Origin of the sequence: Streptomyces sp. NPDC051214 (genome assembly GCF_040682375.1) — a bacterium.
Taxonomy (GTDB): Bacteria; Actinomycetota; Actinomycetes; order Streptomycetales; family Streptomycetaceae; genus Streptomyces.
Window position 1 is genome coordinate 20,378 of sequence record NZ_JBFBAT010000017.1, and the last position, 25,420, is coordinate 45,797.

Annotated in this window: 21 protein-coding genes and 3 tRNA genes; 7 read left to right on the forward strand and 17 right to left on the reverse strand. The window is 71.4% G+C overall.

Going from position 1 to position 25,420, the window contains the following annotated elements; translation table 11 throughout:
• Positions 1–44: 44 nt before the first annotated feature.
• Together AB0M70_RS35210 and AB0M70_RS35215 are read right to left on the reverse strand one after the other, a co-directional pair.
• A tRNA-Arg gene (locus AB0M70_RS35210) sits at positions 45–117 on the reverse strand.
• A 191-nt stretch (positions 118–308) separates the two neighbouring features.
• Positions 309–399: transfer RNA gene (locus AB0M70_RS35215), tRNA-Ser, on the reverse strand.
• Positions 400–584: 185 nt separating this feature from the next.
• Here AB0M70_RS35215 and AB0M70_RS35220 point away from each other — a divergent pair.
• Complete coding sequence (locus AB0M70_RS35220) at positions 585–1,070, forward strand: SSI family serine proteinase inhibitor (RefSeq protein ID WP_365826696.1); 486 nt, start codon at positions 585–587, stop codon at positions 1,068–1,070.
• Positions 1,071–1,336: 266 nt separating this feature from the next.
• Positions 1,337–5,653, forward strand: coding sequence for a PAS domain-containing protein (locus AB0M70_RS35225; RefSeq protein WP_365826698.1), 4,317 nt, complete (start codon positions 1,337–1,339; stop codon positions 5,651–5,653).
• Between the two features lie 38 nt (positions 5,654–5,691).
• On the opposite strand, the gene AB0M70_RS35230 is transcribed toward AB0M70_RS35225, so the two are convergent.
• From AB0M70_RS35230 to AB0M70_RS35270, 9 genes are all read right to left on the reverse strand, one after another.
• Entirely contained in the window at positions 5,692–7,341 is a 1,650-nt protein-coding gene (locus AB0M70_RS35230; protein WP_365826700.1) for a long-chain fatty acid--CoA ligase, read from the reverse strand.
• Positions 7,342–7,509: 168 nt separating this feature from the next.
• Positions 7,510–8,073, reverse strand: a complete 564-nt coding sequence (locus tag AB0M70_RS35235; protein ID WP_365826702.1) for a SigE family RNA polymerase sigma factor — start codon at positions 8,071–8,073, stop codon at positions 7,510–7,512.
• A gap of 194 nt (positions 8,074–8,267) precedes the next feature.
• Positions 8,268–8,984, reverse strand: a complete 717-nt coding sequence (locus AB0M70_RS35240) for a DUF1906 domain-containing protein (RefSeq protein ID WP_365826704.1) — start codon at positions 8,982–8,984, stop codon at positions 8,268–8,270.
• A gap of 244 nt (positions 8,985–9,228) precedes the next feature.
• Positions 9,229–10,395 carry a lipid-transfer protein gene (locus AB0M70_RS35245; RefSeq protein ID WP_365826706.1) on the reverse strand — a complete coding sequence of 389 codons (1,167 nt, stop codon included), beginning with the start codon at positions 10,393–10,395 and terminating at the stop codon, positions 9,229–9,231.
• Positions 10,392–10,829: a MaoC family dehydratase gene (locus AB0M70_RS35250; protein ID WP_365826708.1), complete on the reverse strand. Its 438-nt coding sequence runs from the start codon at positions 10,827–10,829 to the stop codon at positions 10,392–10,394. The genes AB0M70_RS35245 and AB0M70_RS35250 overlap by 4 nt, the downstream gene beginning before the upstream one ends.
• A gap of 131 nt (positions 10,830–10,960) precedes the next feature.
• On the reverse strand, positions 10,961–12,040 hold the full coding sequence (locus tag AB0M70_RS35255) for an acyl-CoA dehydrogenase family protein (protein ID WP_365826710.1): 1,080 nt from the start codon (positions 12,038–12,040) through the stop codon (positions 10,961–10,963).
• A gap of 1 nt (position 12,041) precedes the next feature.
• Positions 12,042–12,950, reverse strand: a complete 909-nt coding sequence (locus tag AB0M70_RS35260; RefSeq protein WP_365826712.1) for an OB-fold domain-containing protein — start codon at positions 12,948–12,950, stop codon at positions 12,042–12,044.
• Positions 12,947–14,149 carry an acyl-CoA dehydrogenase family protein gene (locus tag AB0M70_RS35265; RefSeq protein WP_365826714.1) on the reverse strand — a complete coding sequence of 401 codons (1,203 nt, stop codon included), beginning with the start codon at positions 14,147–14,149 and terminating at the stop codon, positions 12,947–12,949. Before AB0M70_RS35265 ends, AB0M70_RS35260 begins: the two co-directional genes overlap by 4 nt.
• A 279-nt stretch (positions 14,150–14,428) precedes the next feature.
• The gene (locus AB0M70_RS35270; protein ID WP_363210232.1) at positions 14,429–14,740 is read right to left on the reverse strand and encodes a hypothetical protein; all 312 of its coding nucleotides are present in this window, start codon (positions 14,738–14,740) and stop codon (positions 14,429–14,431) included.
• Between the two features lie 372 nt (positions 14,741–15,112).
• On the opposite strand from AB0M70_RS35270, the gene AB0M70_RS35275 reads away from it, so the two are divergent.
• Positions 15,113–15,985, forward strand: a complete 873-nt coding sequence (locus AB0M70_RS35275) for a bifunctional DNA primase/polymerase (protein WP_365826716.1) — start codon at positions 15,113–15,115, stop codon at positions 15,983–15,985.
• A gap of 68 nt (positions 15,986–16,053) precedes the next feature.
• On the opposite strand, the gene AB0M70_RS35280 is transcribed toward AB0M70_RS35275, so the two are convergent.
• From AB0M70_RS35280 to AB0M70_RS35295, 4 genes are all read right to left on the reverse strand, one after another.
• Positions 16,054–16,794, reverse strand: coding sequence for a sensor domain-containing protein (locus tag AB0M70_RS35280; protein ID WP_365826718.1), 741 nt, complete (start codon positions 16,792–16,794; stop codon positions 16,054–16,056).
• A gap of 236 nt (positions 16,795–17,030) precedes the next feature.
• Positions 17,031–17,264 carry a hypothetical protein gene (locus AB0M70_RS35285; RefSeq protein ID WP_365826720.1) on the reverse strand — a complete coding sequence of 78 codons (234 nt, stop codon included), beginning with the start codon at positions 17,262–17,264 and terminating at the stop codon, positions 17,031–17,033.
• Positions 17,265–17,471: 207 nt separating this feature from the next.
• Positions 17,472–17,556, reverse strand: a tRNA-Ser gene (locus AB0M70_RS35290).
• Positions 17,557–17,598: 42 nt separating this feature from the next.
• Positions 17,599–19,056, reverse strand: coding sequence for a trypsin-like peptidase domain-containing protein (locus AB0M70_RS35295; RefSeq protein ID WP_365826722.1), 1,458 nt, complete (start codon positions 19,054–19,056; stop codon positions 17,599–17,601).
• Positions 19,057–19,240: 184 nt separating this feature from the next.
• Between AB0M70_RS35295 and AB0M70_RS35300 the strand changes: the two genes are divergently transcribed.
• The 3 genes from AB0M70_RS35300 (at position 19,241) to AB0M70_RS35310 (ending at position 21,858) form a co-directional block, all read left to right on the forward strand.
• Positions 19,241–20,053: a glycerophosphodiester phosphodiesterase gene (locus tag AB0M70_RS35300; protein ID WP_363210254.1), complete on the forward strand. Its 813-nt coding sequence runs from the start codon at positions 19,241–19,243 to the stop codon at positions 20,051–20,053.
• Positions 20,054–20,115: 62 nt separating this feature from the next.
• Entirely contained in the window at positions 20,116–20,736 is a 621-nt protein-coding gene (locus AB0M70_RS35305; RefSeq protein ID WP_363210255.1) for an ATP-binding protein, read from the forward strand.
• Between the two features lie 156 nt (positions 20,737–20,892).
• Positions 20,893–21,858: a DUF5926 family protein gene (locus AB0M70_RS35310; RefSeq protein WP_365826725.1), complete on the forward strand. Its 966-nt coding sequence runs from the start codon at positions 20,893–20,895 to the stop codon at positions 21,856–21,858.
• Between the two features lie 205 nt (positions 21,859–22,063).
• Here AB0M70_RS35310 and AB0M70_RS35315 read toward each other — a convergent pair whose 3' ends face one another.
• Together AB0M70_RS35315 and AB0M70_RS35320 are read right to left on the reverse strand one after the other, a co-directional pair.
• On the reverse strand, positions 22,064–22,678 hold the full coding sequence (locus AB0M70_RS35315) for a hypothetical protein (protein ID WP_365826727.1): 615 nt from the start codon (positions 22,676–22,678) through the stop codon (positions 22,064–22,066).
• Between the two features lie 57 nt (positions 22,679–22,735).
• Entirely contained in the window at positions 22,736–23,413 is a 678-nt protein-coding gene (locus tag AB0M70_RS35320) for a bifunctional DNA primase/polymerase (RefSeq protein WP_365826729.1), read from the reverse strand.
• A gap of 538 nt (positions 23,414–23,951) precedes the next feature.
• Between AB0M70_RS35320 and AB0M70_RS35325 the strand changes: the two genes are divergently transcribed.
• A complete protein-coding gene (locus AB0M70_RS35325) occupies positions 23,952–25,385 on the forward strand; it encodes a PP2C family protein-serine/threonine phosphatase (RefSeq protein ID WP_365826731.1) in 1,434 nt (477 codons plus the stop codon).
• Positions 25,386–25,420: the final 35 nt, after the last annotated feature.

Consider the following 25,420-nt stretch of genomic DNA (forward strand, 5'->3'; position numbering starts at 1 on the left):
GCCAGAGGCCCCGTGGATTCCTCCACGGGGCCTCTGGTCTGCTGTGCACTCGGCAGGATTCGAACCTGCAACCTTCTGATCCGTAGTCAGATGCTCTATCCGTTAAGCTACGAGTGCTTGATTTTTCTTTTTTCTGTCTTCGCTCCCCGGCCTTTCGGCCCGTTCGCGGCGACAGGAAGAACATTACATGACCGCCGCCGCCATGTGAAATCCGTTAGCCGCACCGCTTGCGACCTGCGGAAACGTTCCTCACGGGGAGGAAGCGCCGAAGCCCCGGTCCATCGGGACCGGGGCTTCGGATCATGCAGCGGAGGCGGAGGGATTTGAACCCTCGATGGGATTTAAGTCCCAAACCGCATTAGCAGTGCGGCGCCATAGACCGGACTAGGCGACGCCTCCAGCTTGCATCCCGGCGCGAGCGCGGGGGTGCGTTGCAGATGATGACACAGCCGGGCGGCGTGTCACCAATCGCGGCTTCCAAGGTACTAGTCGGGCGGCCCGCAGGGCAAAGCGTCTTTTCCGCGCCACGGCTCCGTGCCCGCAACGTCACGGCGTCAACGGCGTTAGACGCGTAGAGCCCGTACGTGTCCGCGTACCCGGTACCCCGCACCCAGTGGAGCCCCGTCATGCTGCGCCGTCTCGTCCTCACCGCCGCCGCTTCCGTCGCCGCGCTGTCCGTCGCGCCCGCCGTCGCCCAGGCCGACATGCTGCCGCTGCCCCTGCCGACGCCGGTGACGGAGTCGACCCCCAACCGGCTCACGGTGGAGGTCACCGACACCGGGAACGGCCGGGACGGGACGTTCGAGCTGGAGTGCCACCCGGCGGGCGGCACGCACCCGCAGGCACAGGACGCGTGCGCGAAGCTCGACGAGGGCACCTGGGGCAGGGACACGTTCGCGCCCACGCCGGCCGACTCGAACTGCACCATGCAGTACGGCGGCCCCGCCACCGCGCACATCACCGGGACGTGGAACGGGCGGCCCGTCGACGCGACGTACAACCGCAGCAACGGATGCGAGATCTCCCGGTGGAACCGGCTCGTCCCGGTGCTGCCCGAGACCGGCGCCTGACTCCGGCAGAGCCGTTCCGGCTCCTTCCGGCCACTTCCGGCCACTTCTGAATCGGTTCCCGGCCACGGCGGAATCCGCCCGGCCGGGACCTCGTCGTGACCAGGCGGTACGGAAGCCTCACATCTTCTGCGTGCGACCTCCCTCTCATCCGGCGTCGCGCGCACAACCACTCCCCGTAGACTCCCTCCCGTGACACGCCGCGGGCCGCGGGGCAAGATGGCCTGGGCGAGTCGGCAAGCAGCAGTAACCAGGGAGGAAGCGTCGTCGTGAGCAGCAGGCCATCCCGAGGCGCTGCTCGCCTCGCAGCCATACTCGACGCGCTCCCGGACGCGCTGGTCCTCGTGAACGCGAACGGGACCGTCGTGAACGCGAACGCGATCGCGCTGGAGGCGTTCGAGGCACCGGGCACAGCCCTCGTGGGCCGCGGGCTCCTCGATCTGTTGCCGGAGTTCGACTCCCGGCTCATCCCCGGATCGATGCGCAGACCCGAATCCATCGACGAGCGCGGGCGCACGAAGCCCACGCGGATGGTCGCGCGCCGCACGGACGGCAGCGAGTTCCCCGTCGAGGTCACCAGCTCGAACCTCGAGGACATCCGGGACGCGTACGACAATTACGGCTACACCGGCGACGAGTTGCTCATGCTCGTCGTACGGGACCTTTCGGGCGCCGTGGACACCGAGGCCGAACTCGCGCGTTCCCAGCGGCAGACCGAGATGATCCTGCGCGCCGCGGCCGAAGGCGTCGTCGGCACGGACACCGACGGACGGGTCGTCCTGGTCAATCCGGCCGCCGCGCAGATACTGGGCTTCAGGGCCAGCGACCTCGGCGGGCAGCACCTGCACTCTCTGGTGCTCCACTCACGCGCCGACGGCGAGCCCTTCCCGTACGAGGAGTCCCCCCTCGCCGACACGCTCCGCTCCGGGCGCAAGCACCGGGTGCGCGGGCAGGTGTTGTGGTCCAAGAGCGGTGACCGGGTCGCCGTCGACCTGACGACGGCCCCCGTGCGGGACGGCGATCAGCTCGTCGGCGCGGTCATGACCTTCACCGACCGGCGGCCGTACGACGCGCTGGCCGAGGAGCACGAGGCCGCCCTCGCGGCGCACGCGCAGGAGATGCAGGCCGCGACCGAGCGGCGCACCGAGGAGCTGCGCGCGGCGACCGAGCGGCACAAGGCCGAACTCGCCGCCGCCGCCGAGCAGCGCGCCGAGGAGATCGCCGCCGAGCAGGAGCGGTACGCGGCGCTGGCCGAGCGCGAGAAGGACCGGTTCGAGGAGCTCGCCGAGCGCGAGAAGGCGCGGTACGACGCGCTGGCCGCGCGGCACGAGCAGTTGCTCGCCGTGCTCGGTTCGTCGTTGCGTGGCCCGCTCGACGAGCTGCGGCGCGAACTGTCGGCCCTCGCGGCGGACGACGCGGGGCAGTTGTGGCCCGAGGCGAATCAGGTGCTTCATCACCTCTCGGCCGGATATGCGCGCATCACCACCCTTGTCGACAATGTCCTCGGCTTCCAGCTGCTCGACTCGGGCGCGGACGAGCTGTCGCGCGCGAAGGTCATGCTCGACGCCGTCGTCGCGAGCGGCGTGGAGGGCGCGGTCGAGCTGATCGGGCCCGGACGCGCGCAGTTCGCGGTGCACGCGCCGCCGATCGAGGTCGAGGTGGACCCGGGGCGGCTCGCCACGGCGCTCGCCCACCTGGTCGCCGACGTGGCGGGCATCGACGCCACGGGCAACGCGCGGGCCGGCGCGGCCCCTTCGGCCGTGGCCCCCGGTGGGTACGTGGACTCGACGGTCGTCGTGGCCGCGGCCCAGCGCGGCGAGGTCGTCCGCATCGAGGTGCGGGGTCCGTACGCCGGGGGAGACCCGGTGCACGAACCGATCGTCCGGGGCATCGTGCGGGCGCACGGCGGCGTGCTGCAGACGCACGAGGTGCCGGGGATGAGCGGCAACGCGTACGTACTCGAAGTGCCGATCGGTGCGGGGGGCGGGGCGGTTGCGCCTGCGCCCGCGGTTGCGCGTGGCGCGGACGGTTCTGTCGGCTCTTCGGTCGTGGTGCCCGCGCAGGCTTCGCCCGCCACGGGCGGCGGGCGGCGACGGGCGCGGCGGGCTGCCGGGCCGTCGGTCGACTCGTTCCTGGAGAGTTCGGTTTCCGACGGCGGGACCTCGGGGGGTGCCGTCCCCGAGGGGGGCTCGGCTTCTCCCAGTGGGACCGGGCGGCGTCGGGGTCGGCGGGCTGCGGAAGCGGCGGCGGCTGCTGGGGCTGCCGAGGTGCAGGCCACTGCGGAGGGCTCGGCTTCGGCTTCAGCTTCGGCTGATGTGCCGGTGGCGTCGGCGCTGGTCGAGAGTACGCAGGCTGCCGGCGGTACGGGGCGGCGGCGAGGCCGGCCGAGCGCCGCGGAGGGCCTTGGGAGTTCGGTGACTTCCGTGGGCTCCGTCGTGACGGCTGCCGAGCATGCTGCCGGGTCCGCGGCTCTGGGGGAGACGGTGCCGCCGCAGGGCGTGCCGGTTCCCGCGGGAGGGGTGGCCCCTGCTTCCGGGCAGCGGGCTCGACGGAACGACGACCAGCTGGCGTTGCCGCCCGCTCTGCCTTCGGGCGACGCTTCCGGGGCCGGTGTCTCCGGGGCCGGTGCTTCCGGGGCCGGGACGGCTGTGGCGGTCGCCGGTGACTCGGGCGAGGGCTCGCCCCGTCCGACGGGACGGCGCCGCCGTGCGCTGGCCGCCGCCAAGGAGCGGGCCGCCGCCGAGGAGGCTCCCAGCGGGCGCGTGTTCGCGCTGCCGCCGGCCTCCGCGGACCAGGACGACACCGGGCAGCACGAAGCGGCCCTGCACCACCCGGCCGACGACCACACCCCGCCGCAGCCGCACCCCGCGGACGCCCCGACGGGCCGCCGCCGGTCGCGTCCGGCGCAGGGTCAGGGCCAGGGGCTTGAGCAGGGGCTGGGGCAGGGGGCGGTGCCCGGTGCCGCTGCCGCCGCTTCTGCCGCGCCGGGGGCGCCTGTTGCTCCCGCCGCGCCCGCGCCCGCCGGACCTGCGGGGGGCGCGCAGGGTACGCCGCCCGCCGGTGTTCCCTCGCAGCCCACGACGTACGCCGAAGGCACTCCGGCGCGCGGCGTCCACACGCCCGGCAGGGGTGTCGCGCTCCCGCCCGAGCGCGGGACCCAGGGCGGGCGTGCCGCGCAGCCGCTGCCCGCCGAGTCGGCGCCCGGCGACCCCAACTCGACGCAGGGGCGCGCGATCAGCGTGCGCACGCTGGGGCAGGGCGTGCCCTTCGGCCAGCAGATCGCGGAGCAGCAGCAGCGGCGCCTCGGGCTTCAGAGGGGGCAGGCTCCGGGTACTCCGGCAGCTCCGGGTGCTCCGAGTGCTCCGAGTGCTCCGGTGACAGCACCGCAGCCTCCGCAGGCTCCTTCGGCTCAGCAGGTTCCCCCGGCTCAGCAGCCCGCTCCGGCCCCGCAGCCGCCCAGCGCGGGACCGCTCCCGGAGCAGGCGCCCGCCCAGTCGGCGGCACCCGCGGCTCCCGCGGCTCCCGCGGCCCCCGCAGCTCCCGGCCAGGCGCAGTCCCCCGCCCTCGGCGGAACCCAGGGCGGGTCCCTCGGTGGCTCCGTCGGAGGTTCGGGGCGGCGGCGCAGGCTGTCCACTCCCCCCGCTCCCGCGGGCGATGACCGCCCCGAGGCCGCCGCCCGCCCGCACCCCCAGGCGCAGGCCCACCCGCAGTCCCGTATCGCGTCCTCCAGCGAGGGCGCGGGCCGCGCGTACGCGATCGGCGCCCCGGACGAGAACGCCGACGAGGGCCCGGAGCCGTTGGACGGCCCCGGCGGCGCCGTCGAGGTCGCCAACCGGCCCCAGCCGCAGCCCATGGACGACGAACTGCCGCCCGAGCCGCTGGACAACCCGCGCCGTCTGCTCGTCTGGCCCGCGCCCGACGTCACCACCCAGCAGGCGCTGAGCGACCGCGGCTACCGTCCCGTCATCGTGAACTCCCGCGAGGAGGTCGACGCCCAGATCGCCGCGTTCCCCGCGGCCCTGTTCGTGGACCCGCTGACCGGACCGATCACGCGTACGGCCCTGCAGTCCCTGCGCACGGCCGCCGTGGCCGCCGAGGTTCCCGTGCTCGTGACGGCGGGCCTCGGCCAGGCGACGCGCGAGGCGGCGTACGGCGCCGACCCCGCCGTACTCCTGAAGGCCCTCGCGCCCCGCGACAGCGAGCAGCACCCGCCGCGCGTCCTGCTCATCGAGGAGCACGAGGAGATCGCGCTCGCCCTGACAGCGACGCTCGAACGGCGTGGCATGCAGGTCGCGCGGGCCGAGAGCGACGCGGACGCGGTGACGCTCGCGGCGCAGATGCGGCCGAACCTGGTGGTGATGGACCTGATGCAGGTGCGTCGCCGCAGGGCCGGGATCATCGACTGGCTGCGGGCGAACGGCCAGTTGAACCGCACCCCGCTCGTCGTCTACACCGCCGCCGTCGACGAGACGGAGCTGCCGCGGCTCGCGGCGGGGGAGACGGTGCTGTTCCTCGCGGAGCGGTCGACGAGCACCGAGGTGCAGGGCCGCATCGTGGACCTCCTTGCGAAGATCGGCACGAATTAGGCCGGGCCCGTACGAACAGGCCCGGCCCGGTGGGGTCGTCAGAGCTTGGTGACGTCCAGTTCTCCGGCCGCGTACTGCCTGCGCAGCACCTTCTTGTCGAACTTGCCGACGCTCGTCTTGGGCACGGCCGGCACGATCGCCCAGCGCTCGGGCAGCTGCCACTTGGCGATGGTGCCCGCGAGGAAGTCGCGCAGGGCGGCGTACTCGAGGTTCGCGCCCTCCTTCAACACGACCGTGGCGAGCGGGCGTTCGCCCCACTTGTCGTCGGGGACGGCGACGACGGCCGCCTCCGCGACGTCCGGGTGGGCCATGATCGCGTTCTCCAGTTCGACGCTGGAGATCCACTCGCCGCCCGACTTGATGACGTCCTTCGCGCGGTCGGTGAGCGTCAGGAAGCCGTCGGCGCTGATCACGCCGACGTCGCCGGTCTTCAGCCAGCCGTCCGCGCTGAACTTGTCCTCGGGCTTGAGCTCCTCGCCGCCCGCGCCGCCGTAGTACGCGCCCGCGATCCACGGCCCGCGTACCTCGAGCTCACCCGCGGACTCGCCGTCCCACGGCAGGTACTCGCCGCCGGGACCGACCAGGCGGGCCTCGACGCCGGTGGGGAAACGGCCCTGGGTGAGGCGGTAGGCGAACTCGTCGTCGGTGCCGAGGGCCTTGGCCGGCGGGCGGGCGACCGTGCCGAGCGGCGAGGTCTCCGTCATGCCCCAGGCGTGGCAGACCCGCATGCCCAGCTTGTCGAAGGCCTCCATGAGCGAGGGCGGGCAGGCCGAGCCGCCGATGGTGACCTGGCCGAGCGAGCTGACGTCACGCGGCTTCGCGGAGAGTTCGGCGAGCAGGCCCTGCCAGATGGTGGGGACGGCGGCCGCGTGCGTGGGCCGCTCGGTCTCGATCATCTCGGCGAGCGGGGCGGGCTGGAGGAAACGATCCGGCATCAGCATGTTCACGCCGGTCATCAGCGTCGCGTGCGGCAGGCCCCAGGCGTTGACGTGGAACTGCGGGACGACGACCAGGGTGGTGTCCGCATCCGTCAGACCCATGGACTCGCTCATGTTGACCTGCATGGAGTGCAGGTAGATGGAGCGGTGGGAGTAGACGACGCCCTTGGGGTCTCCGGTGGTGCCGGAGGTGTAGCACATGGCGGCGGCCGTACGTTCGTCGAGCTCGGGCCAGTCGTAGGCCGTCGGCTTGGCGGCGATCAGGTCCTCGTACTCGTGCACCTGCGCCTGTATCCCGGCCAGCGGCGAGCGGTCACCGGGGCCCGAGACGACCAGGTGTTCGACGGTCGGCAGCTGCGGGAGGAGGGGCGCGAGCAGCGGGATGAGGGAACCGTTGACGATGATGACGCGGTCGGCCGCGTGATGCACGATCCAGGTCAGCTGGTCGGCGGGCAGCCGGAGATTGAGGGTGTGCAGTACGGCGCCCATACAGGGGACCGCGAAGTAGGCCTCGACGTGCTCGGCGTTGTTCCACATGAAGGTGGCGACGCGCTCGTCGCCGTCGACCCCGAGGTCATCGCGCAGCGCGTGCGCCAGCTGGGCCGCTCGTTCACCGATCTCGCGGAAGCTGCGGCGCTGGGGGCTGGACTCGCCGGTCCACGTGGTGACCTGCGACGACCCGTGCACGGTCGTCCCGTGCCGGAGGATGCGGGTGACGGTCAGTGGTACGTCCTGCATCGTGCTCAGCACGGCGTCCTCCCGATGGGCGCGCGGCATTCATCCGAGGCGGCTCCCGGATGACCTACCTGGCAGTAGGGCTCGCCAGATTCTTGCCGCATACCGCACGGTATGTCACTAGGTCGGGAGAAGAAAGGTCCGACAGCAGGTGGGGCAGCAGGTCGGGCAGAGCTGCGACGATCAACGGACCGGCGTGAGCTCCGGGTCCTCGCGCAGCTTGCCGAGCGCCCGCGACACCGCGCTCTTGACGGTGCCGATGGACACCCCGAGCACCTCGGCGGTCTGGGCCTCGCTGAGATCCTCGTAGTACCGCAGGACGACCATCGCCCGCTGCCGCGCCGGCAACTTCATGATCGCGCGCCACATCGCGTCCCTGAGCACCTGCTGCTCGGCCGGGTCCGCGACCGGCGACACCTCGGGCTCGGGCAGCTCGTCACACGCGAACTCGTCGACCTTGCGCTTGCGCCACTGCGAGGTCCGCGTGTTCAGGAGGGCCCGGCGCACATACCCGTCGAGCGCCCGGTGGTCCTCGATCCGGTCCCACGCGACATAGGTCTTGGTGAGGGCGGTCTGCAGCAGATCCTCGGCATCGCTGGGATTCGCGGTCAGCGAGCGCGCGGTGCGCAGCAACACGGGCTGACGTGCCCGGACGTACGACGCGAACGACGGATACGCCGAAGGACTCGCTGTCCGCGTCGCGGCCTTCGATGCGCTGGTGCACATGGGCACCATGGATACGGTCATGGCTCCACGCTAGAAGCGCCCCCTACTTCAGCGGATCGGCCGCAGGTCCCTAAGCCGTGTCCGCCTCAGGTTGTACGCGGGGTGGTAGCCCCACCTCCTGAAGGTGGAGGAGGCGGAGCACACCCCTGAGGGTTCATCCCTGAGAGGACCGCACTCGGGCCGCACCCGCGGCCCGGCCACGGGCGCCCCGGGGATCAGCCGACGCGGGCCACCGGCGCATGCACAAGGTTCCGGTCGATCTTGAGCGTGCGCCCGCCGTGCCGCTCCTTCACGTTGCCCGCGTACTGGTGAATGCGCCGCTCAGGGTGCCACGCGGTGCGCCGCAGCACCGGCTCGCGGTACAGGTGCGGCCGCTTGTGCCAGCGCGCGAACCACATCACCGACGGCAGATCCCGCACCCCCGCCCGCCGCGCCGTCTCCATGTGCCGTACGCCGGAACTCGCACTGCTGTAGAAGCCCGGAACGTACCCGAACCTGCGCACCTCACGGTTCCAGGCCCGCACGAACGCCAGGGTGCCGTGCGCGCACCACTTCTGCCGGTAGGTGTACGACTCCATGTCCAGGTAGAGCGGGCTGAGCCGCCGCATCCCGAGTGCCTTCGCCTTGCGTACCGCGTCACGTCCCTCCTGTTTCCCCTGCCGCACGGGGTACCGCCCCATGCGGACGTTCTTCTTGTGCTTCGCCGTCACGCAGGGCGACTGCGAGCCGACGTACACCGGCAGCACCTTCCACCCCTGCCCTCGCACCGTGCGCATCCAGGCCCGGCTCAGGTTCGGCTGGCGCTTGCAGGCCCGGCCGCGGCCCGCGTAGTAGATGCCGACGGCCCCGTAGTTGGAGGCCTTCCAGCGGCGCATCGTGTCGGCGGACGGAGCGAGGCAGGTGTCGAAGGCCCGGCCGCGGAAGGTCGACACCCCGGCCGGCCACCCGACCGAGGCGGCCGGGTCAGCCGAGGCTGGTGCAGCCGGGGCTGGTGGGGCCGGGGCTGGTGGGGCGGCTGCGGCAGCCGGAGTGGCTGGGGCAGCCGGAGCCGGGAGGGCGGTGGCGAGGGTTGCGGAGAGGGTCGCGGAGAGGACAAGTCCCATCATCAGCTTTCGGCAGCTCATACGCCGAGTGAAGGGCCCAGAGGCTCCGCCGTGCCCGGGACACGCGCCGCGTTCAGCCGTCCGCCGCCAGAATCAACCCTGATGTCGGGACGCCGGTGCCCGCGGTGACCAGCGTCCGCGCCGCGCCCGGTATCTGGTTCACGGACGTGCCGCGCACCTGCCGGACCGCCTCCGCTATGCCATTCATCCCGTGCAGATACGCCTCCCCCAGCTGCCCTCCGTGCGTGTTCAGCGGCAGACTCTCCTCGGCCACGAAGTCCGCTGCCTCACCCGGCCCGCAGAAACCGAACTCCTCCAGCTGCATCAGTACGAACGGGGTGAAGTGGTCGTAGAGAATGCCCACGTCGATGTCGCCGGGCGCGAGCCCGGAGCTGCGCCACAACTGCTTCGCCACCACACTCATCTCCGGCAGCCCGCTCAGGTCGTCGCGGTAGAAGCTGGTCATCTGCTCCTGCGCCCGGCCCGCCCCCTGGGCCGCCGCCGTGATCACCGCCGGCGGCTTCGGCAGATCGCGGGCCCGCTCCACGCTCGTCACGACGATGGCCTGCCCGCCGTCGGTCTCCTGGCAGCAGTCCAGGAGCCTGAGCGGCTCGACGATCCAGCGCGAGGCGGCGTGCTCGGCGAGCGTGATCGGCTTCCCGTGGAAGTAGGCCGCCGGGTTGGTCGCCGCGTACTTGCGGTCGGTGACCGCCACATGGCCGAAGGCATCGGGGGTGAGGCCGTAGGTGTGCAGATAGCGCTGGGCCGCCATCGCCACCCAGGAGGCGGGGGTCAACAACCCGAACGGCAGGGACCAGCCGAGCGCCGCCCCCTCCGCCGACGGCTCTCGGTGCTGCACGCCCGAACCGAAACGGCGGCCCGAACGCTCGTTGAAAGCGCGGTAGCAGACGACGACTTCGGCCACCCCGGTCGCCACCGCCAGCGCCGCCTGCTGCACCGTGGCACAGGCGGCACCCCCGCCGTAGTGGACGCGCGAGAAGAACGACAGCTCCCCGATGCCGGCCGCCTGCGCGACGGTGATCTCCGGGTTCGTGTCCATGGTGAACGTGACCATGCCGTCGACATCGGCGGGGCTCAGCCCGGCGTCGTCGAGCGCGAGACCCACCGCCTCCACGGCGAGCCTGAGCTCACTGCGCCCCGAGGCCTTGGAGAACTCGGTGGCCCCTATCCCCACCACCGCGGCCTGCCCGCCGAGGAGATCGCGCGAACGTACGCTCATGCCGCACCCCCTGCCGAGGACCCGCCCGGCGCCCCGGCTCGTTCCCCGGCCGGAACGGAGACCGTGACCGTGACCGTGCCGGTGACGTGCTTGCCCATGCCGTTGGCGCCCACCACCCTCACCGTGGCCGTGTCGCCGTCGACCTGCTCCACCGAGCCGGTCAACACCATCGTGTCCCCGGGGTAGTTGGGTGCTCCCAGGCGTATCGCCACCTTGCGGAGGATCGCCCCCGAACCGAAGTGGTCGGTGATGTACCGGCCCACCAGGCCGTTCGTGGTCAGGATGTTCATGAAGATGTCGGGGGAGCCCTTCTCCTGCGCCGCCACGGCGTCGTGGTGAACGTCCTGGTAGTCCCGCGAGGCGATCGCACCGGAGACGATCAGCGTCCGGGTGATGGGGATGGTGAGCTCCGGCAACTCGTCCCCGACCCGCACGGCCTCTCCTTCATTTGCTACGGCTCGTTGTCTTGCTGTGGCCCTCTGTCTTGGCGTGGCTTGCTGTCTCCCGGTCACGTCGTCCCGGCCCCCGTCATGTCGCACCTCTTCCTGCCTACCTGTCGCCCCCGTCACGCCGCCCCCTCGCGCGGGGCCTGCGGACCTTTGCCCGGCGCCTCCTGGGCGATCAAGTCGCCCATCTCCGCCAGCACTTCGCTGCCGCACCCCAGGTACGCGTCCAGCTGCCGCCCCCAGAGAAAGTGCCGGTGCACGGGATGGTCGAGGTCGGCCCCCATGCCGCCGTGCAGATGCTGGCCCGCGTGCACGACACGCTTTCCGCCCTCCGACGCCCACCACGCGGCGGTCAGCGCATGGATGTCGTACGCCAGGCCCGCGTCGCGCCGCCAGGCCGCCTCGTACGCCGTGACCCGTATCGCCTCGGTGTCCATATGGGCGTCGGCTGCCCGGAGTTGTACCCCCTGCTTGGCCGCGAGTGGGCGCCCGAACTGTTCCCGTTCGTTCGTGTGCGCCACCGCGCGGGCCAGCGATCCCGCGCACACCCCGGCCTGCAGTCCCGCGAAGGCGGCCCGCGCGCTCGCCAGGACGTCCTCGTAGGCCCCGGCCCCTCCGATCCGCTCCCCGGGCGTCCCGTCCAGGACCAACCGCCCCGCCGCCCACGGTGCGGTCAGTTCCACGGGCTCGGTCTCCGCGTCGGCCACCCGCACCCACCACAGGCTGTGGCCGCCCCGCGGCTCCGGCTCACGCACCGCCACCAGGACCTCCGTGGCATCCCGCAGCCACGGCACCCAGGGCACCACCCCCGTCAGCGCCCCCTCAGCGACGGCCACCACGCCACCCCGCGCCGGGAATGCCCCCGTCGCCACCGCTGTACCGTTCCGCAGTCCCGGCAGCAGTCGCCCCCGCTGCTCCTCCGTGCCGTGTGCTGCGACCGCGAGCAGCCCATAGACACAGTTCGCCGCGAAGGGAACCTGGGCCGTCGTCCTCCCCTGTTCCTCGAGCAGCAGCACGAGTCCGAGCAGTCCGACGTCCTCCACCGCACCCGGCAGCCCCGCCGCGCACAGCGCTTTCCACAGCTCGGCGTCCGACTCCGGCCCGGCCGCCGTGAGCCGCTCGGGCGTGGACAGGTCGCCGAAGATCTCCGCGGCAAGGTCCCGTGCCGCGGCCTGCTCCTCCGTGGGGGTGAAGTCCATGTCAGACCTCGCCCCCCGCCATGCTCTCGACGGCCCGGAACACCGGGAGCTCCAGTTCGGCGTCGACCTGCTGGAATTCGAGCCGGACCGGCTGCCCGATCCGCACCTTGTCGCTGGGCACGCCCACCACATTGCTGACCATGCGCACGCCCTCCGCCAGGTCGATGAGCCCGACGGCGTACGGCGGGTCGAAGGCGGGGAACGGCGGGTGGTGCATGACGACGTACGAATAAACCGTGCCCTCGCCGCTCGCCTCGACCGTGTCCCAGGTGAGCGACCCACAGGCGTTGCAGCCCGGCAGCCAGGGGAAGCGCAGGGCCTTGCAGCCGCCGCAGCGCTGGATCAGGAGCTGGTGCCGGGCCACACCTTCCCAGAACCCTTCGTTGTCCCGGTTGATCACCGGGCGAGGGCGCTTGCCCCGGTCCTTCTGTCGCGCGGGCGCGTACTTGAGGATGCGGAAGCGGTGCGTTCCCGCCGGCTCGCCGCCCGCTCTGATGTCCATCCGGGTCGTGACGAAATGCCCCGTGCCCAGCTTGGTGGTCTTGCGCTCCGAGACCGACTCGATGACCGCGTCGAAGGTGATCTCGTCCCCCGGCCGCAGCGGCCGCAGATACTCCTGCTCACAGTCCGTCGCGACGACGGAGGTGTACCCCGCGCCGTCCAGGAGCGCGAACAACTCGTCGTACGCGGCCGACCGCCCCTGGTGCCCGGAGAGCCCGCCCATCGTCCAGGCCTGGAGCATCGTCGGCGGCGCGATCGGATCCTCTCCCGCGTAGGCCGGGTTCGTGTCGCCCATGGCCTCGCACCAGTGCCGGATCATCGGTTCGTTGACCGGGTCCTTGCCCTCGCCCGACGTGGCGGCCGCGCGCCCCTCGAAGACCTTCAGCGTCTCGTACGAAAGATCGGTCACCGCCGTCCCCTCCGCATCCCGAGGCGCATCGTCGCCACGATCTCCCGCTGCACCTCGCTCACCCCGCCCCCGAACGTATTGATCTGTGCCGCCCTGTTCATCCGCTCCAACTCCCCCTCAGCCGCCGTCCCGAGCGTCAGGGAGCCGGGTGAACCGGACCGGACGAGACCCGCCTCGCCCGTGACTTCCTGACATATTCGGTACACCTCCACCGCCGACTCGGTTCCCGCGAATTTCACGCCGCTCGCGTCTCCCGGCGCCAGCACACCGGCCCCGACATCCCCCACCAAACGCCAGTTGAGCAGGCGCGTTGCCGCCAACCGGGCCTGCGCTTCGGCCAGCCTGGACCGGACCCACGGAGCGTCGATCCGGCGCTCGCCCGTCACCGGATCGGGTGTGCGGGCGAAGGCGAGGGCCGCGGCGTAGAAATCCTCGGCCTGCATGCCGATCGCCGCGAGCGCCACCCGCTCGTGGTTGAGCTGGTTGGTGATGAGCCCCCAGCCGCCGTTCTCCTCGCCGACGAGGTTGGCGGCGGGCACGCGGATTCCGTCGTAGTACGTGGCCGTCGTCGTCAGCCCGCCCACCGTCTCGATCGGTGTCCACGAGAATCCGGGTGCGTCGGTCGGGACGAGGATGATCGAGATGCCTTGGTGCTTGGGGGCTTCGGGGTCGGTGCGGCAGGCCAGCCAGATCCAGTCGGCGTTCTGGGCGTTGGACGTGAAGATCTTCTGCCCGTCGATGACCCACGTGCCCCCCGGTGTACCGGCGGGCCCGTCGGCCTCCCGCACCGCCCGTGTCCGCAGCGAGGCCAGGTCCGTACCCGCCGACGGCTCGCTGTACCCGATGGCGAAGACGAGATCACCGCTGAGGATGCGCGGCAGGAACGCGGCCTTCTGCTCCTCGGTGCCGTACTTCATGAGGGTCGGCCCGACGGTGTTCAGAGTGACCATCGAAACGGGCGCGCCCGCGCGGTAGGCCTCGTCGAAGAAGACGAACTGTTCGTCGGGCCCTCGCCCCTGCCCGCCGTACTCGACCGGCCAGCCGAGGCCGAGCATGCCGTCGGCCCCGATGCGCCGCAGCAGCCGGCGCTGCCCCTCCAGGTCGCCCCCTTCAGGTGGCCCCCCGGGCATCAGATCGCGGAAGTAGGTGCGCAGTTCGGCGCGCAACCGCTCTTGGCGTTCGGTGGGGGCGAGGTGCACGGCGGCGGCCTCTCCTTCGCGTAGGGGCGTCGCACCGACAGTGGTTTCTGACTGTCCGTCAGAAACTGTTGCGGTGTCAAGAGATCACCCCGGATACGAGAGGCCTATGACGCCGGAGCCCGTACGCGGGAGCCCATGACGCGGGAGCCCGTGACACGGGAGGTCAAGGACCCAGCACCCCCGGACACGCCTGCGCGGCGGTGCAGATGCACCGCCGCGCAGAACGCCACACACCCCATCCAGCAGCCCCCGGGGAGCTACCCCGGGGCCGCCGTCACCTCACCAGAGGTGGGTGAAGTTGACAGCGATGTTCTCGTTCGACTGGTCGATCGCCGTGAAGGCCGAGCCGTTCACCTGGGCGGTGTTGTTCTGGTTCGAGGCGCCCGAGCCGACGGCCTGCTGCTGCGACGTGGACGAGTTGCCGCTGTTGTTGCCGCCGACGCCGCTGCCGTTGACAGTCGCCACGCCCGCATTCGATCCGTCGTTCGCGAAGGAGCCGTTGTCGGCCGTCGCGACACCCGTGAAGAGTGCGGCAGCCAGGGGCAGGGCCGCGGCTGCAGCGATGACGCGGGCGGTACGGATGCTTGCCATGTCAGTTTCCTCCGTTACGGGGGTACGCACCGGCGATGTGCCGTGGCGTACCTGAAGTGCGTCTTTTTCCAGGGCAGTTGGCCAACCACCTTGGGGGTTCTGCACGACGTCGCGAGTCCAGAGTTGCCCACCGAATCCCCGGCGAACCACCCCGGAAGCCTCAATTCCCCCGCAAGCGTGAGTACAAGTCGATAAACATGCTTCGGCCTCCCAAAGGCCCTGTTCAGCCCCTAAAAGCGGGCTCAAACCCAGGCACCGCACGGGCTGAAGCGTTCCGCCACAGTCCGAAGATCGGCGGGCGCATCCGCGTTTCCTCCGCGCGCCGCGCCCGCCCCCCTTCCTTTCTTCGAACGCTTGTACGAAAATGAAGCCATGGCCACCATCGACCGCCATGCCACAGCACTCGTACTCGCCCACGCACTGTCCGCCGCCGAGCGCGGCCTCGCCGTCATCCCGCTCTCCCGCACGAAGCTGCCGGCGCTCCGCTCCCCCCATCACGAGCAACCCGGGACGCCCGCCTGCCACGGCGAGTGCGGCCGCCCCGGACACGGCGTGTACGACGCGTCGACCGACCCCTTGCGCATCCGCGAACTCTTCGCCGCCGCACCCTGGGCCACCGGCTACGGCATCGCGTGCGGTCTGCCCCCACACCATCTGATCGGCATCGACCTGGACACCAAGTCCGGTACGGACGCCCCGGCCGCCCTGCGAGAACTGGCGCTGCGTCACCTCTTCACGATCCCGGCCACGGTGGTCGTGGCGACCCCCAGCGGAGGCCGTCACATCTGGCTCGCGGGCCCGCCCGACGCCGTGGTCCCCAACTCCGCGGGGCGCCTGGCCCCCGGCATCGACATCAGGGGCGCGGGAGGCTATCTCGTCGGCCCCGGCTCGCGCACCGAACACGGCGTCTACAGCACCGTGGCCGGCACAGCCCACCTCCCTCCGGCGAGCTGCCCTCCCGCGCTGCTGCGCCTGCTCACGCCCCCGACCCGCGCCCACCACCCCACGCTCCCGCAGATGCCGGCCCCGGCCCCGGCCCAACGAGGTCAGGGCCTGGTGCAGTTCGTCCTCGCCGCGCACGAGGGCCAGCGCAACACCCGCCTGTTCTGGGCCGCCTGCCGCGCCTACGAGAACGGCATCGGCGAATCCCTGGCCGACGAGTTGGTCGCCGCCGCGCTCCAGGTGGGCCTCACGGAACGCGAGGCCCGCTCGACGATCGCATCGGCTGAACGGCTGACGGGGTAAGGGGCGCCCGCAATGGCGGACGCCCCTTACCGCGTTCCCGTTCCCCGGCACGCCCACGTCTACCGCTGCTAAAACTGCCCGAGCATCGACCGCACCGCGGCGCGGTCGATGTTCGTCAGGGCACGGACCAGCTTCGGGGTGAGGAAGACGATGACGAGGCCGACCAAGGACGCCCCGGCGATCTGTACCGGCGACTCGAGGTAGAACTCGTGGCGCTCGCCGCCGGAGGTGTAGTCGAACACCCGGTAGCCGGGCCAGCCGACGTACCGCGGGAACACCCAGGAGTACGCCGGCAGGAGCGCCACCACCCAGCCGGTGACCAGGAACGTCACGCTGAGCACGAAGGACACCACCCGCGAAGGGAACATCACGACCTGGAAGAGCAGCGCCCGCCAGCCCGCCCCGTCCGCGAGCCGCGCCCGCATCCCGGCCCACGCACCCGCGCCCCGCGGCGTCTCCACGGCAGCGGGACCGACGACTTCGAGCCCCAGCATCCCCCGGGCCCGCCCCCGTTCGGCCGCCCCGAGCCCCCGCGCCCCGGCCAGCGCGGCCGCGAGGACCGGAAGTCCGAGCACGGTGACGAAGAGGCCCACGCCGAGCGAGAACATCGTCACGGCGAAGGTGAAGCCCACGATGGCGATGGGCAGCGACGCCACCGTGTAGCCGATCTCCCGGTACGTCGAGGCGGCGAAAGGCGCCCGCCAGAAGCCCGGGGCCTTCGGAGCACGCTCAGCGAAGGGACCACCAGTAGCAGAAGGAGCGACGGGAGCGGTGGGAGCAGCAGGGAACGGCAGTGTGCTGGTGCTCATGACGGGCCTCGAATCTTCGCGGTGGGGACGTGCCGGGGACGTGCCGTGCTGACGTCCTCCACGTTCGCGAATCCGAGCGTCCCGGAACATACGGTGACCCGGCCTCTCCGGGGTGTTGCTGGCACCACCCCGGACGAAGCCGCGGCGTCAGGGGCACAAGGAGGGGGCACAAGGCGGGGGCACAAGGAGGGGGTGCCTCTCAGTGAGAGACACCCCCCGACCTGACGGAGAAACCGTCAGTCGTCGAACCCGTCGAAGACGCCGTTGAGGGCGGTCCCGTCGCGGTGCCCGCCCTCCGTCTGACCGGCGGTGGTGATGCCGTAGGGGCCGCCCATGTTGGTGAACGACTGCCCTGCGTAGCGGCCCTCGTCGAGGGTGCCGGTCGGTCCGTCAGAGGCGACGGCGGTGCCGGCGGCCAGGAACCCGGCGACGGTGGCCACGGCGAGAGCGGATGCGATGCGCTGCAACACGGTTATCTCCTTTTGGGGTGATCCAGTGATCCTCTGCAGCAAAACGACACCTCAATCGACCCGCGCCTTCTCCCAGGCTCGCCGCGCAGCGGCCACGTGGAGTACCACATTCATCCAAGCTGACCTATTCACCACGAGCGACCGCCCACCCCCCGAAAAGGCGAGAACCCCCGACCGATTCCGCTGGTCAGGGGCTCTCAAGAAGTGCGGTGGGTGTGGGATTTGAACCCACGGTGACTCGCGCCACGACGGTTTTCAAGACCGTTCCCTTAGGCCGCTCGGGCAACCCACCCCGCACCGCCGTTCAGGGCGGTGCGGGGACAAGAGTAGCGGGTCAGCTCTCGCCCTTGCGCTCGCCCAGGACCACGTCGACCTTGTGCTCCTTGCCGTCGCGCTTGTACGTGATCTCGACGGTGTCGCCCGGCTTGTGGGTCCAGATCTGGCCGATCAGGGTCGGGCCGCTGTCGATCACCGAGCCGTCCAGCTTCGTGATGACGTCACCGGGCTTCAGACCCGCCTTGTCCGCGGGGCCGTTCGGGGTGACCGCCTGCGTACCGCTCGCACCCTCCCGGGAGATCGTGGCGCCGCCCGTGTTCTCCTGCAGGGCGACCGAGGCACCGATCACGGGGTAGACGGCCTGGCCGGTCTTGATCAGCTGCTGCGCGACGTACTTGGCCTGGTTGACCGGGATCGCGAAGCCCAGGCCGATGGAGCCGGACTGGCCGCCTCCGCCGAGGCCGCCGCCGCTCTCCGCGGGCTTGATCGCGGAATTGATGCCGATGACCGCGCCGCCCGCGTCGAGCAGCGGACCGCCGGAGTTGCCCGGGTTGATGGAGGCGTCGGTCTGCAGGGCGCTCATGTACGAGCTCTTGCTGCTCGCGCCGTCGCTGGAGGTCACCGGGCGGTCCTTGGCGCTGACGATGCCGGTCGTGACCGTGTTCGACAGGCCGAAGGGGGCGCCGATGGCGATGGTCGAGTCGCCGACCGCGACCTTGTCGGAGTTGCCGAGGGGGAGCGGCTTCAGGTTCGACGGCGGGCTCTTGAGCTTGAGGACCGCCACGTCATAGCCCTCGGCGCGGCCGACCACCTCGGCGTCGTACTTCTTGCCGTCCGAGAACGTGGCCGCGAGCTTCCCGCCGTCGGCCGCGGAGGCCACGACGTGGTTGTTCGTCAGGATGTGGCCCTGCTTGTCGTAGACGAAGCCGGTGCCCGTGCCGCCCTCGCCGTTGCCGCCCTGGGCCTCGATGGTGACGACGCTGGGCAGCGCCTTGCCCGCGATGTCGGCGACCGTGCCGGGGTCACGCTTGAGGTCGGCCGGCGTGTTCGACGCGGACACCGTGGTCGAGCCCGTGCTGCTGTCGTTCCGGTCGGCCGCCCAGAAGCCGATGCCGCCGCCGACACCGCCCGCGACGAGGGCGGCCACGAGCACCGCGGCGATCAGGCCACCGCGTCGGCCCGCGGGCTTGGACCCCTCCGGGTGCTGCGCCGCGTACGACGCGCCCCATCCGGAGCCGGAGCCTCCATCTTGGGCGTACGAGGGAACGGCGGGCGGCGGTGGAGGCGGCCAGGCTCCGGCACCGGAGGCGTGCGAGGGCGCGCCCGGGGTGGTACCGGCGTGCGTGTGGGCGTGGTGCGCCGACGGTTCCTGGCCGGGGGCGGCGGGCGGCGTCACGGGGTCGGGTGCTCCGGAGGCGTGCGTCACGGGGTCGGCGGAAGCAGCGGGAGACTCCACCGGCGCAGGGGGCGCTGACGGGGCCGGGGGTACCTCGTTGCCCTCGTTCTCGGTGCTCACAGCTCTTCTCCTCGGTCCACGCTGTCGTTCTCGGTCACGGCCTGGCTGTGCCCAACTGTGCATCTGTCTGCAGTCAGCTTTTCCCATGGGCTGTCAGGGCACCATAAGCCGATCCTGTGGATCCGGCTCTGTGTGCGACACCTGGGGCAAGCCTTCGAGTACCCCGTGATGGCACCATGACGCGGTGACCCTCGCACGACAGCAACAGATCCAGGTCGTCGCCCACCGCGGAGCCTCCGAAGACGCCCCCGAGCACACGCTGGCCGCCTACAAGAAGGCGGTCGACGACGGGGCCGACGCTCTCGAATGCGACGTACGCCTCACTGCGGACGGGCACCTCGTCTGCGTCCACGACCGCCGGGTGAACCGGACGTCGAACGGCCGGGGGGCCGTGTCGGCCCTGGAGCTCGCCGATCTCGCCACCCTCGACTTCGGCTCCTGGAAGAACAACCACGGTGAGGCCGACGAACTCCCCGACTGGGAGGACACCTCCGTCCTCACCCTGGAGCGGCTCCTCGAGCTCGTGGCCGAAAGCAACGCCTCGGGGCGCGATGTCCAGCTGGCCATCGAGACCAAGCACCCCACCCGCTGGGCGGGTCAGGTCGAGGAAAGGCTGCTTCTTCTACTGAAGCGCTTCGGTCTGGACTCCCCACCCGCCGACGGCCCCTCTCCCGTACGCGTCATGAGCTTCTCCGCCCGCTCCCTGCAGCGCGTGCGGGCCGCGTCCCCCACCCTGCCGACGGTCTACCTGATGCAGTTCGTCTCGCCGCGCCACCGCGACGGCCGCCTTCCGGCGGGCGTCCGGATCGCCGGTCCCGGCATGCGGATCGTCCGCAATCACCCGGCCTACGTCGCCAAGCTCAAGCGCGCGGGACACCAGGTGCACGTGTGGACCGTGAACGAACCCGAGGACGTGGAGCTCTGCGCCGAACTCGGCGTCGACGCCATCATCACCAATCGCCCCAAACAGGTGCTGTCCCAGTTGGGCCGCCGCTAACCCCGCTCCCGTCGGTCACGGGGTGTGCACCGGCGCGTTCGGTCCGTATTCGATCGTTGCGAGTGCGTCACCGCACAAGGATTGGCCGGTTTCCGGTCCAGTCCATTGGGGCATTCACACCGTGGCGTGGGGCGAAGGAGGTCTCGGGGGTGGCGTTGGTGGTGGCACGGGAGGTGCCCGCGTCGTCGAGCATGGCCGTACCCCATGGCCCGGCGGGCGTGGGGGAAGCAAGGCACCGGATGCGCGATCAACTGCGCGGGAACGGGGTGCCGGAATCGGTCGTCGACGATGCCGTACTGATCCTTTCGGAATTGCTCAGCAACGCCTGCCGGCACGGCAGGCCGCTGGGCGAGGGAATGGTGGGCGACGGTGATGTCCGGGCCGCCTGGCGTGTGGACACGACAGGCAGGCTGACGGTCGAGGTGACGGACGGCGGTGGCCCGACCCGCCCCGTTCCGGCCACACCCTCGGTCACCGCGCACGGCGGGCGCGGGCTCAACATCATCACGGCCCTCGCCGAGACATGGGGCGTGCGGGACGACATCCACGGTGAGGTCACGGTGTGGGTCGTCGTACAAGCCGGGCACTGCCACGAGGACTTCGCTACGCGCGTCGCGGCACCCGCGGGCTCGGCGATACCCGACCTCGCGTTCGCGGACCCCTTCGACGACCGCGAGCGGTGACTTCGAGCGCCGGCTTCAACTGAAGGCTCCCGATGACGGCTCCGTCCGACCGAGGCCGAAACCTGATGCCTCGACGGTGAGCGGCTAGGCTCGCGCCCGTACGCCCAAGACGTACGAAGAGCCACGCTGGAAAGCCGCATCCGGGAGACACCCAAGATGGCCAAGAAGCGCCCTCAGACCAAGGGCAAGCAGCCGCAGCTGACGGACGGGCAGGTCCCTGTCGTCGGCGCCCGCGAACCCTGCCCCTGCGGTTCGGGCCGCCGTTACAAGGCCTGTCACGGCCGGGCCGCCGCACACGCGGCGACCGAGCTGGTGCACCGCCCCTTCGAAGGTCTGCCCGGCGAGGGCGACTGGGTGGCTCTGCGCGAGCTCGTCCCGGCGGCGACCGTCGAACTGCCCCTCAAGGACGGGCTGCCGGACGGCGTGCCCTCCGTCTCCCTGGCGACCGTCCTGCCGATGGCCTGGCCCGCGCTGCGCCGCGACGACGGCTCGGTCCTGCTCGGCCTGCAGAACGACACCGCGTCCGGCGACATCAGCCGCGACCTCGCCGACACGCTCCAGCGCGCCCTGACCGCCGAGCCCGGCTCTCCGGTCCAGGCCCGCCGCGCCCCGGCCGACGGGCCGCGCCTGCAGGATCTCCTCGACCCCGAGGGCACATTCGAGCCGATCGTGCACACGGGCTTCGAGTTCTGGGTCCCGGACTCGGAGAACGCCTCCACGGAGGTGTCCGCGTCCCTGGAGCGGGCGAACGCCGCCGCCATCCCGACCGTGCGGCTCACCGGCGTGGACTGCGCGTACTGGTGCGAGACCCCGGACAAGAACCACCTGCGCTGGGTCATGCCGCACCCCGAGGAGCAGCTCCTCGACGCGCTCGCCCGGCTGCACGCGGCCGGCACGTCGAGCCTGGGCGAGGGCACCCGTCTGGTCGGGTCCTTCCGGGCGCACGGTCTGACGGTCCCGGTGTGGGACCTGCCGACCGGAATGGGCGCCGAGGACATCGAGAAGCCCGCCGCGGAGTTCGCCGAGCGGCTCGCGACGGCGCTGGACAGCGAGGCCCCGCTCACGCCGGAGGAGCGCCGGGCGCGCGGCGGTCTCACCAACCGCCAGGTGACGTTGAGCTGACCCACCAGTCAGTCGGAAGGGGAGGGGTGACTCCTGTCACAACTCCCTGTCGTCGCAGGTGAATCCCTGTCCGGATATCCGAGATCGAATTTGCCCAGAGCAGATCTCTTGTTACCGTTCAGGTAGCCCGGTTGCTGGTGCATCCCCCGTCGCCAGCAACCGGGCGCTTCCATGTCCGGCCCACCGCACGGCCCGACCTGCTGACTCAACTGGCCTTCGGCCGCGCGGAGTTGCTTCCCGAGCGCAGGAGCAACGGCCCGCCACTCCCGTCAGCGAACTCCACCACCGCCGAATACGCCGCGGAATTCCCCGCCGTACGCTCCCGGGGCGTCTCGCACGCCCCCGGCTCGTCCGCCGCGCCGACCGCGCAGTGCATCTGCACGGTGCGTCCGCCCGGCGCCATAACGCTCAGTACGGCGCTCAGCTCATCGCCGGTCGTGTTGCGGTAGTACGTGCGCCCCCAGGTGTCGCGCCCCTGAGTCAGGACGCACGTCTGGGCCTCGATGCCCTTGGGGGAGGTGACTTCGGGGCCGCACTGTGTGGCGCTGTCGAGGCCGAGCCCCGAGAGCATCGACGCGTCGTCCGAGGACTGGTCACCCGAAACCGCGCTCTCCGTAGTAGAGCGTTGCGAAGTCGGCTTCTCCGTAGAGGGCTGTTTCGCGTCGGGATCCGGCGCCGCCCCCGGTGCCGCGTCCGCCTGCCGCTCCGTCGGCCTGGCTTCGGCGTCACCGTCACCCGCGGGCCCCGCGGACGCGCCGGCGAGCGGCAGGAACACCGTAATGGCCACGACGCCCGTGAGCGCGATCAGGCGGGGGTTCATGAGGCCCGACAGTAACGACGTTTGACGGGCGTCCGGCTCCCCGCGCGCCCATTTCCCCTACAACTCGGGCGCGCTCACACCCGTACGAGTGAGCGCGTCGACCACCGCGTCCACCACGGCCTCGACGTCGGGCACCCACGGCGCCGCCGAGCCGGGCAGCGGAGCCCGCTCCCAGCGCACCGGCCCCTGGCCCGTCTCGGAGGGCGGCAGCGCGAGATACCCGCCTTCTCCGTGGAAGCGCAACGAGCCCGGTACGTGGTCCTTCGCGTACAGGAGATCGCCCAACTGCTCCATGGAGTACGGCGCGACGAGGATGAAGAGGCGGGCGGGGGTCGCGACGACCGGGCCGAGCCTGATGCCCATCTCGTCGAGCGCGGCCAGGGCCCGCGCTCCCGCGTCGGCGGGCAGGCTGACGGCGCACGGGGCGCCCGCGCCGGTGGCGAGCACGATGGGCGCGTCCGGGCGGTTCGTCCACCACCAGCGCACCATGCGCTCGTCGGTCGTCGCGGCCAGCAGGCCGGGGTCGAGGGGGTGAGCTCCTGGCACTGTGCAGTCGGGGTCGGGGCAGGCGCAGCGGGTGCCGTCTCGCCGGTCGAGTCCGACACCGGGGACCACGGGCCACTTCCACGCCGTGGCTGAGGTCAGGGCCGCACCGATCAGACCGGGACTCCGGTCAGACTTCCTGCCGGTGAGCCTGGCAAGGAGCCTGCTTCGCCTTCCGAGGATCTCGCGCATGAGCGCTCGTTCCTTTCCGTTTACACGCCGAGGAACACGGCGGGCCACATCACACCATGTGTGGATCACTTCGCTGTGCGTAGAACTGGCGCATCACACCCCAGCCTGCGGCATGGGGAACCCGTTAGGGCCGAGCGTTAGCGTGGCGTGGGGTGGCGGTGCCTGGCGTTTGCTGTCCCGCGTACTTCTTCGCCGCCTCCCCCACGGGAGGATGGGGCGCGGTCGTCGTGAGTTAAGACGCCCGGGTCCGTCGCCAGGTTCCGGGCTGATCTCAACTGCCCCTGGTCATCACCGAGTACGTACCCATCACGGCCGCTGTGACGCGCCTCCCATGCCTGAGGGCTTGGGAGTACCCCTTGTTGAACAATCCCAGTCGATCGCAATAGGCCGTCGCCTCAGGCACTTTTGAGCCAAGTTCTCAAGATCGCGAAACGGCACAGAATTCCCATGGACACCAGGAATCCCAGCTGGACAATGCTGGACATCCCCTAACCAGTGCGTGTAGATGTGGAGAACATTGCTAGCGGCGCAGAATGACATGGGGGTTTGCGATGCTATTGAGCAATACGCACCGGCCGGAAAGCCGTCAGCCATGAACGCTCCGCACCTCCCGAAAGTGGCCGGAATCGATTCAACTGTTCCGCCACCAGCCCACACTGTCGCGCCCGCCCCACAGGCCCGGAGCGCACCGACCCTCATGATCCAGGACCGGCTCGCGGGCTGGATCTCCGATCTGACCACCCTCCAGGAGCTCACCGAGCGCCTGGCGCGCACGGGCACGCTGGACGAAGCCCTGCACGAGACGCTGCGCGCCGGAGCCGCCCTCGTCGGCGCGCGCCGCGGCCTGCTCGTCCTGGAGCCGGCCGACGGACTCGGCCCCGACACCACCGTCGGCCTCGGCCTCACCCGCGCCGACCTCGGGCACATCGAGACGGTCCCCCGCGCCGCCACCGCCTTCGGGCGCCTCCTCGACGCGCCGCCCACGCCCCCGGGCGCCGAGACCGAGATCGTCGACGCCGATCTGCTCGCCGACAGCACCCTCGACCCCCGCCACCGCGAAGTGGCCGCCCGGCTCGGCTACGCCGCGAGCTACGCGCTGCCCCTGTCCCCCGAGACGGCGGGCCGCATCGGCGCCGCCGTCTGGCTGTACGACGAGCCCGCCGAGCCGGGCGAGCGCCAACGCCACCTCGTCGGGCTGTACGCACGCCAGGCCGCCGAACACCTGGCCCGGCTGATCGAACTGGACCGCGCCCGCACCACGGAGGCCACCTTGCGCGAGGAACTGCTGCCCTCGCGCCTGCCGCGGGTCGCCGGGGTGAAGCTCGCCGCCCGGCACCGCACCTCCGCGCTCGGCGGCGGCGACTGGTTCGACGCGCTGCCGCTGCCCGACGCCGCGCTCGGCCTCGCGGTCGGGTCCGTCACCGGGTCCGGGCCGAGCGCCGTCGCCGCGATGGGGCGCCTGCGGGCCTCCTTGCGGGCGTACGCCGTGATGGAGGGCGAGGACCCCGTCGCCGTACTGTCCGATCTGGAGCTGCTGCTGCGGCTCACCGAGCCCGCGCGGTCCGCGACGGCCCTCTTCGCCTACTGCGAACCGGCGCTGCGCAAGATCGTCCTGGCGGGGGCAGGCCACAGCCCGCCCCTGGTGATCGGCGAGCGGCGCACGGAGTTCGTGGAGACCTCGCTCTCGGCGCCCCTGGGGATGCTCGCCTGCTGGGAGGCGCCGAGCGTGGAGTTCCAGACGACACCGGGAGAAACGGTGCTGCTCTACACGGACGGCCTCCTGCACCGCACCGGCGACCCGATGGACCGAGCCTTCGCGCGGCTGCACGCGGCGGCGGCGAGCGTGCCCAAGCAGGTGCGCGACGACCCCGACGCGCTCGTCGACCACATCCTGCGGACGGTGCTGCCCGACGGGCTCGACACGGTCGAGAGCGACGAGGACGTGGTTCTCCTCGCGGCCCGTTTCGAGTGACCCCCGCTCTACGCCATGTAATGGGCCTTCCGGCC

What these genes read in the sequence shown, in the direction of transcription:
- AB0M70_RS35235 (WP_365826702.1), bottom strand. Translation starts at nt 8,073, where the DNA reads ATGACCGTATCCATGGTGCCCATGTGCACCAGCGCATCGAAGGCCGCG.
- AB0M70_RS35245 (WP_365826706.1), bottom strand. Translation starts at nt 10,395, where the DNA reads ATGAGCGTACGTTCGCGCGATCTCCTCGGCGGGCAGGCCGCGGTGGTG.
- AB0M70_RS35255 (WP_365826710.1), bottom strand. Translation starts at nt 12,040, where the DNA reads ATGGACTTCACCCCCACGGAGGAGCAGGCCGCGGCACGGGACCTTGCC.
- AB0M70_RS35270 (WP_363210232.1), bottom strand. Translation starts at nt 14,740, where the DNA reads ATGGCAAGCATCCGTACCGCCCGCGTCATCGCTGCAGCCGCGGCCCTG.
- AB0M70_RS35275 (WP_365826716.1), top strand. Translation starts at nt 15,113, where the DNA reads ATGGCCACCATCGACCGCCATGCCACAGCACTCGTACTCGCCCACGCA.
- AB0M70_RS35280 (WP_365826718.1), bottom strand. Translation starts at nt 16,794, where the DNA reads ATGAGCACCAGCACACTGCCGTTCCCTGCTGCTCCCACCGCTCCCGTC.
- AB0M70_RS35310 (WP_365826725.1), top strand. Translation starts at nt 20,893, where the DNA reads ATGGCCAAGAAGCGCCCTCAGACCAAGGGCAAGCAGCCGCAGCTGACG.
- AB0M70_RS35315 (WP_365826727.1), bottom strand. Translation starts at nt 22,678, where the DNA reads ATGAACCCCCGCCTGATCGCGCTCACGGGCGTCGTGGCCATTACGGTG.
- AB0M70_RS35320 (WP_365826729.1), bottom strand. Translation starts at nt 23,413, where the DNA reads ATGCGCGAGATCCTCGGAAGGCGAAGCAGGCTCCTTGCCAGGCTCACC.
- AB0M70_RS35325 (WP_365826731.1), top strand. Translation starts at nt 23,952, where the DNA reads ATGGGGGTTTGCGATGCTATTGAGCAATACGCACCGGCCGGAAAGCCG.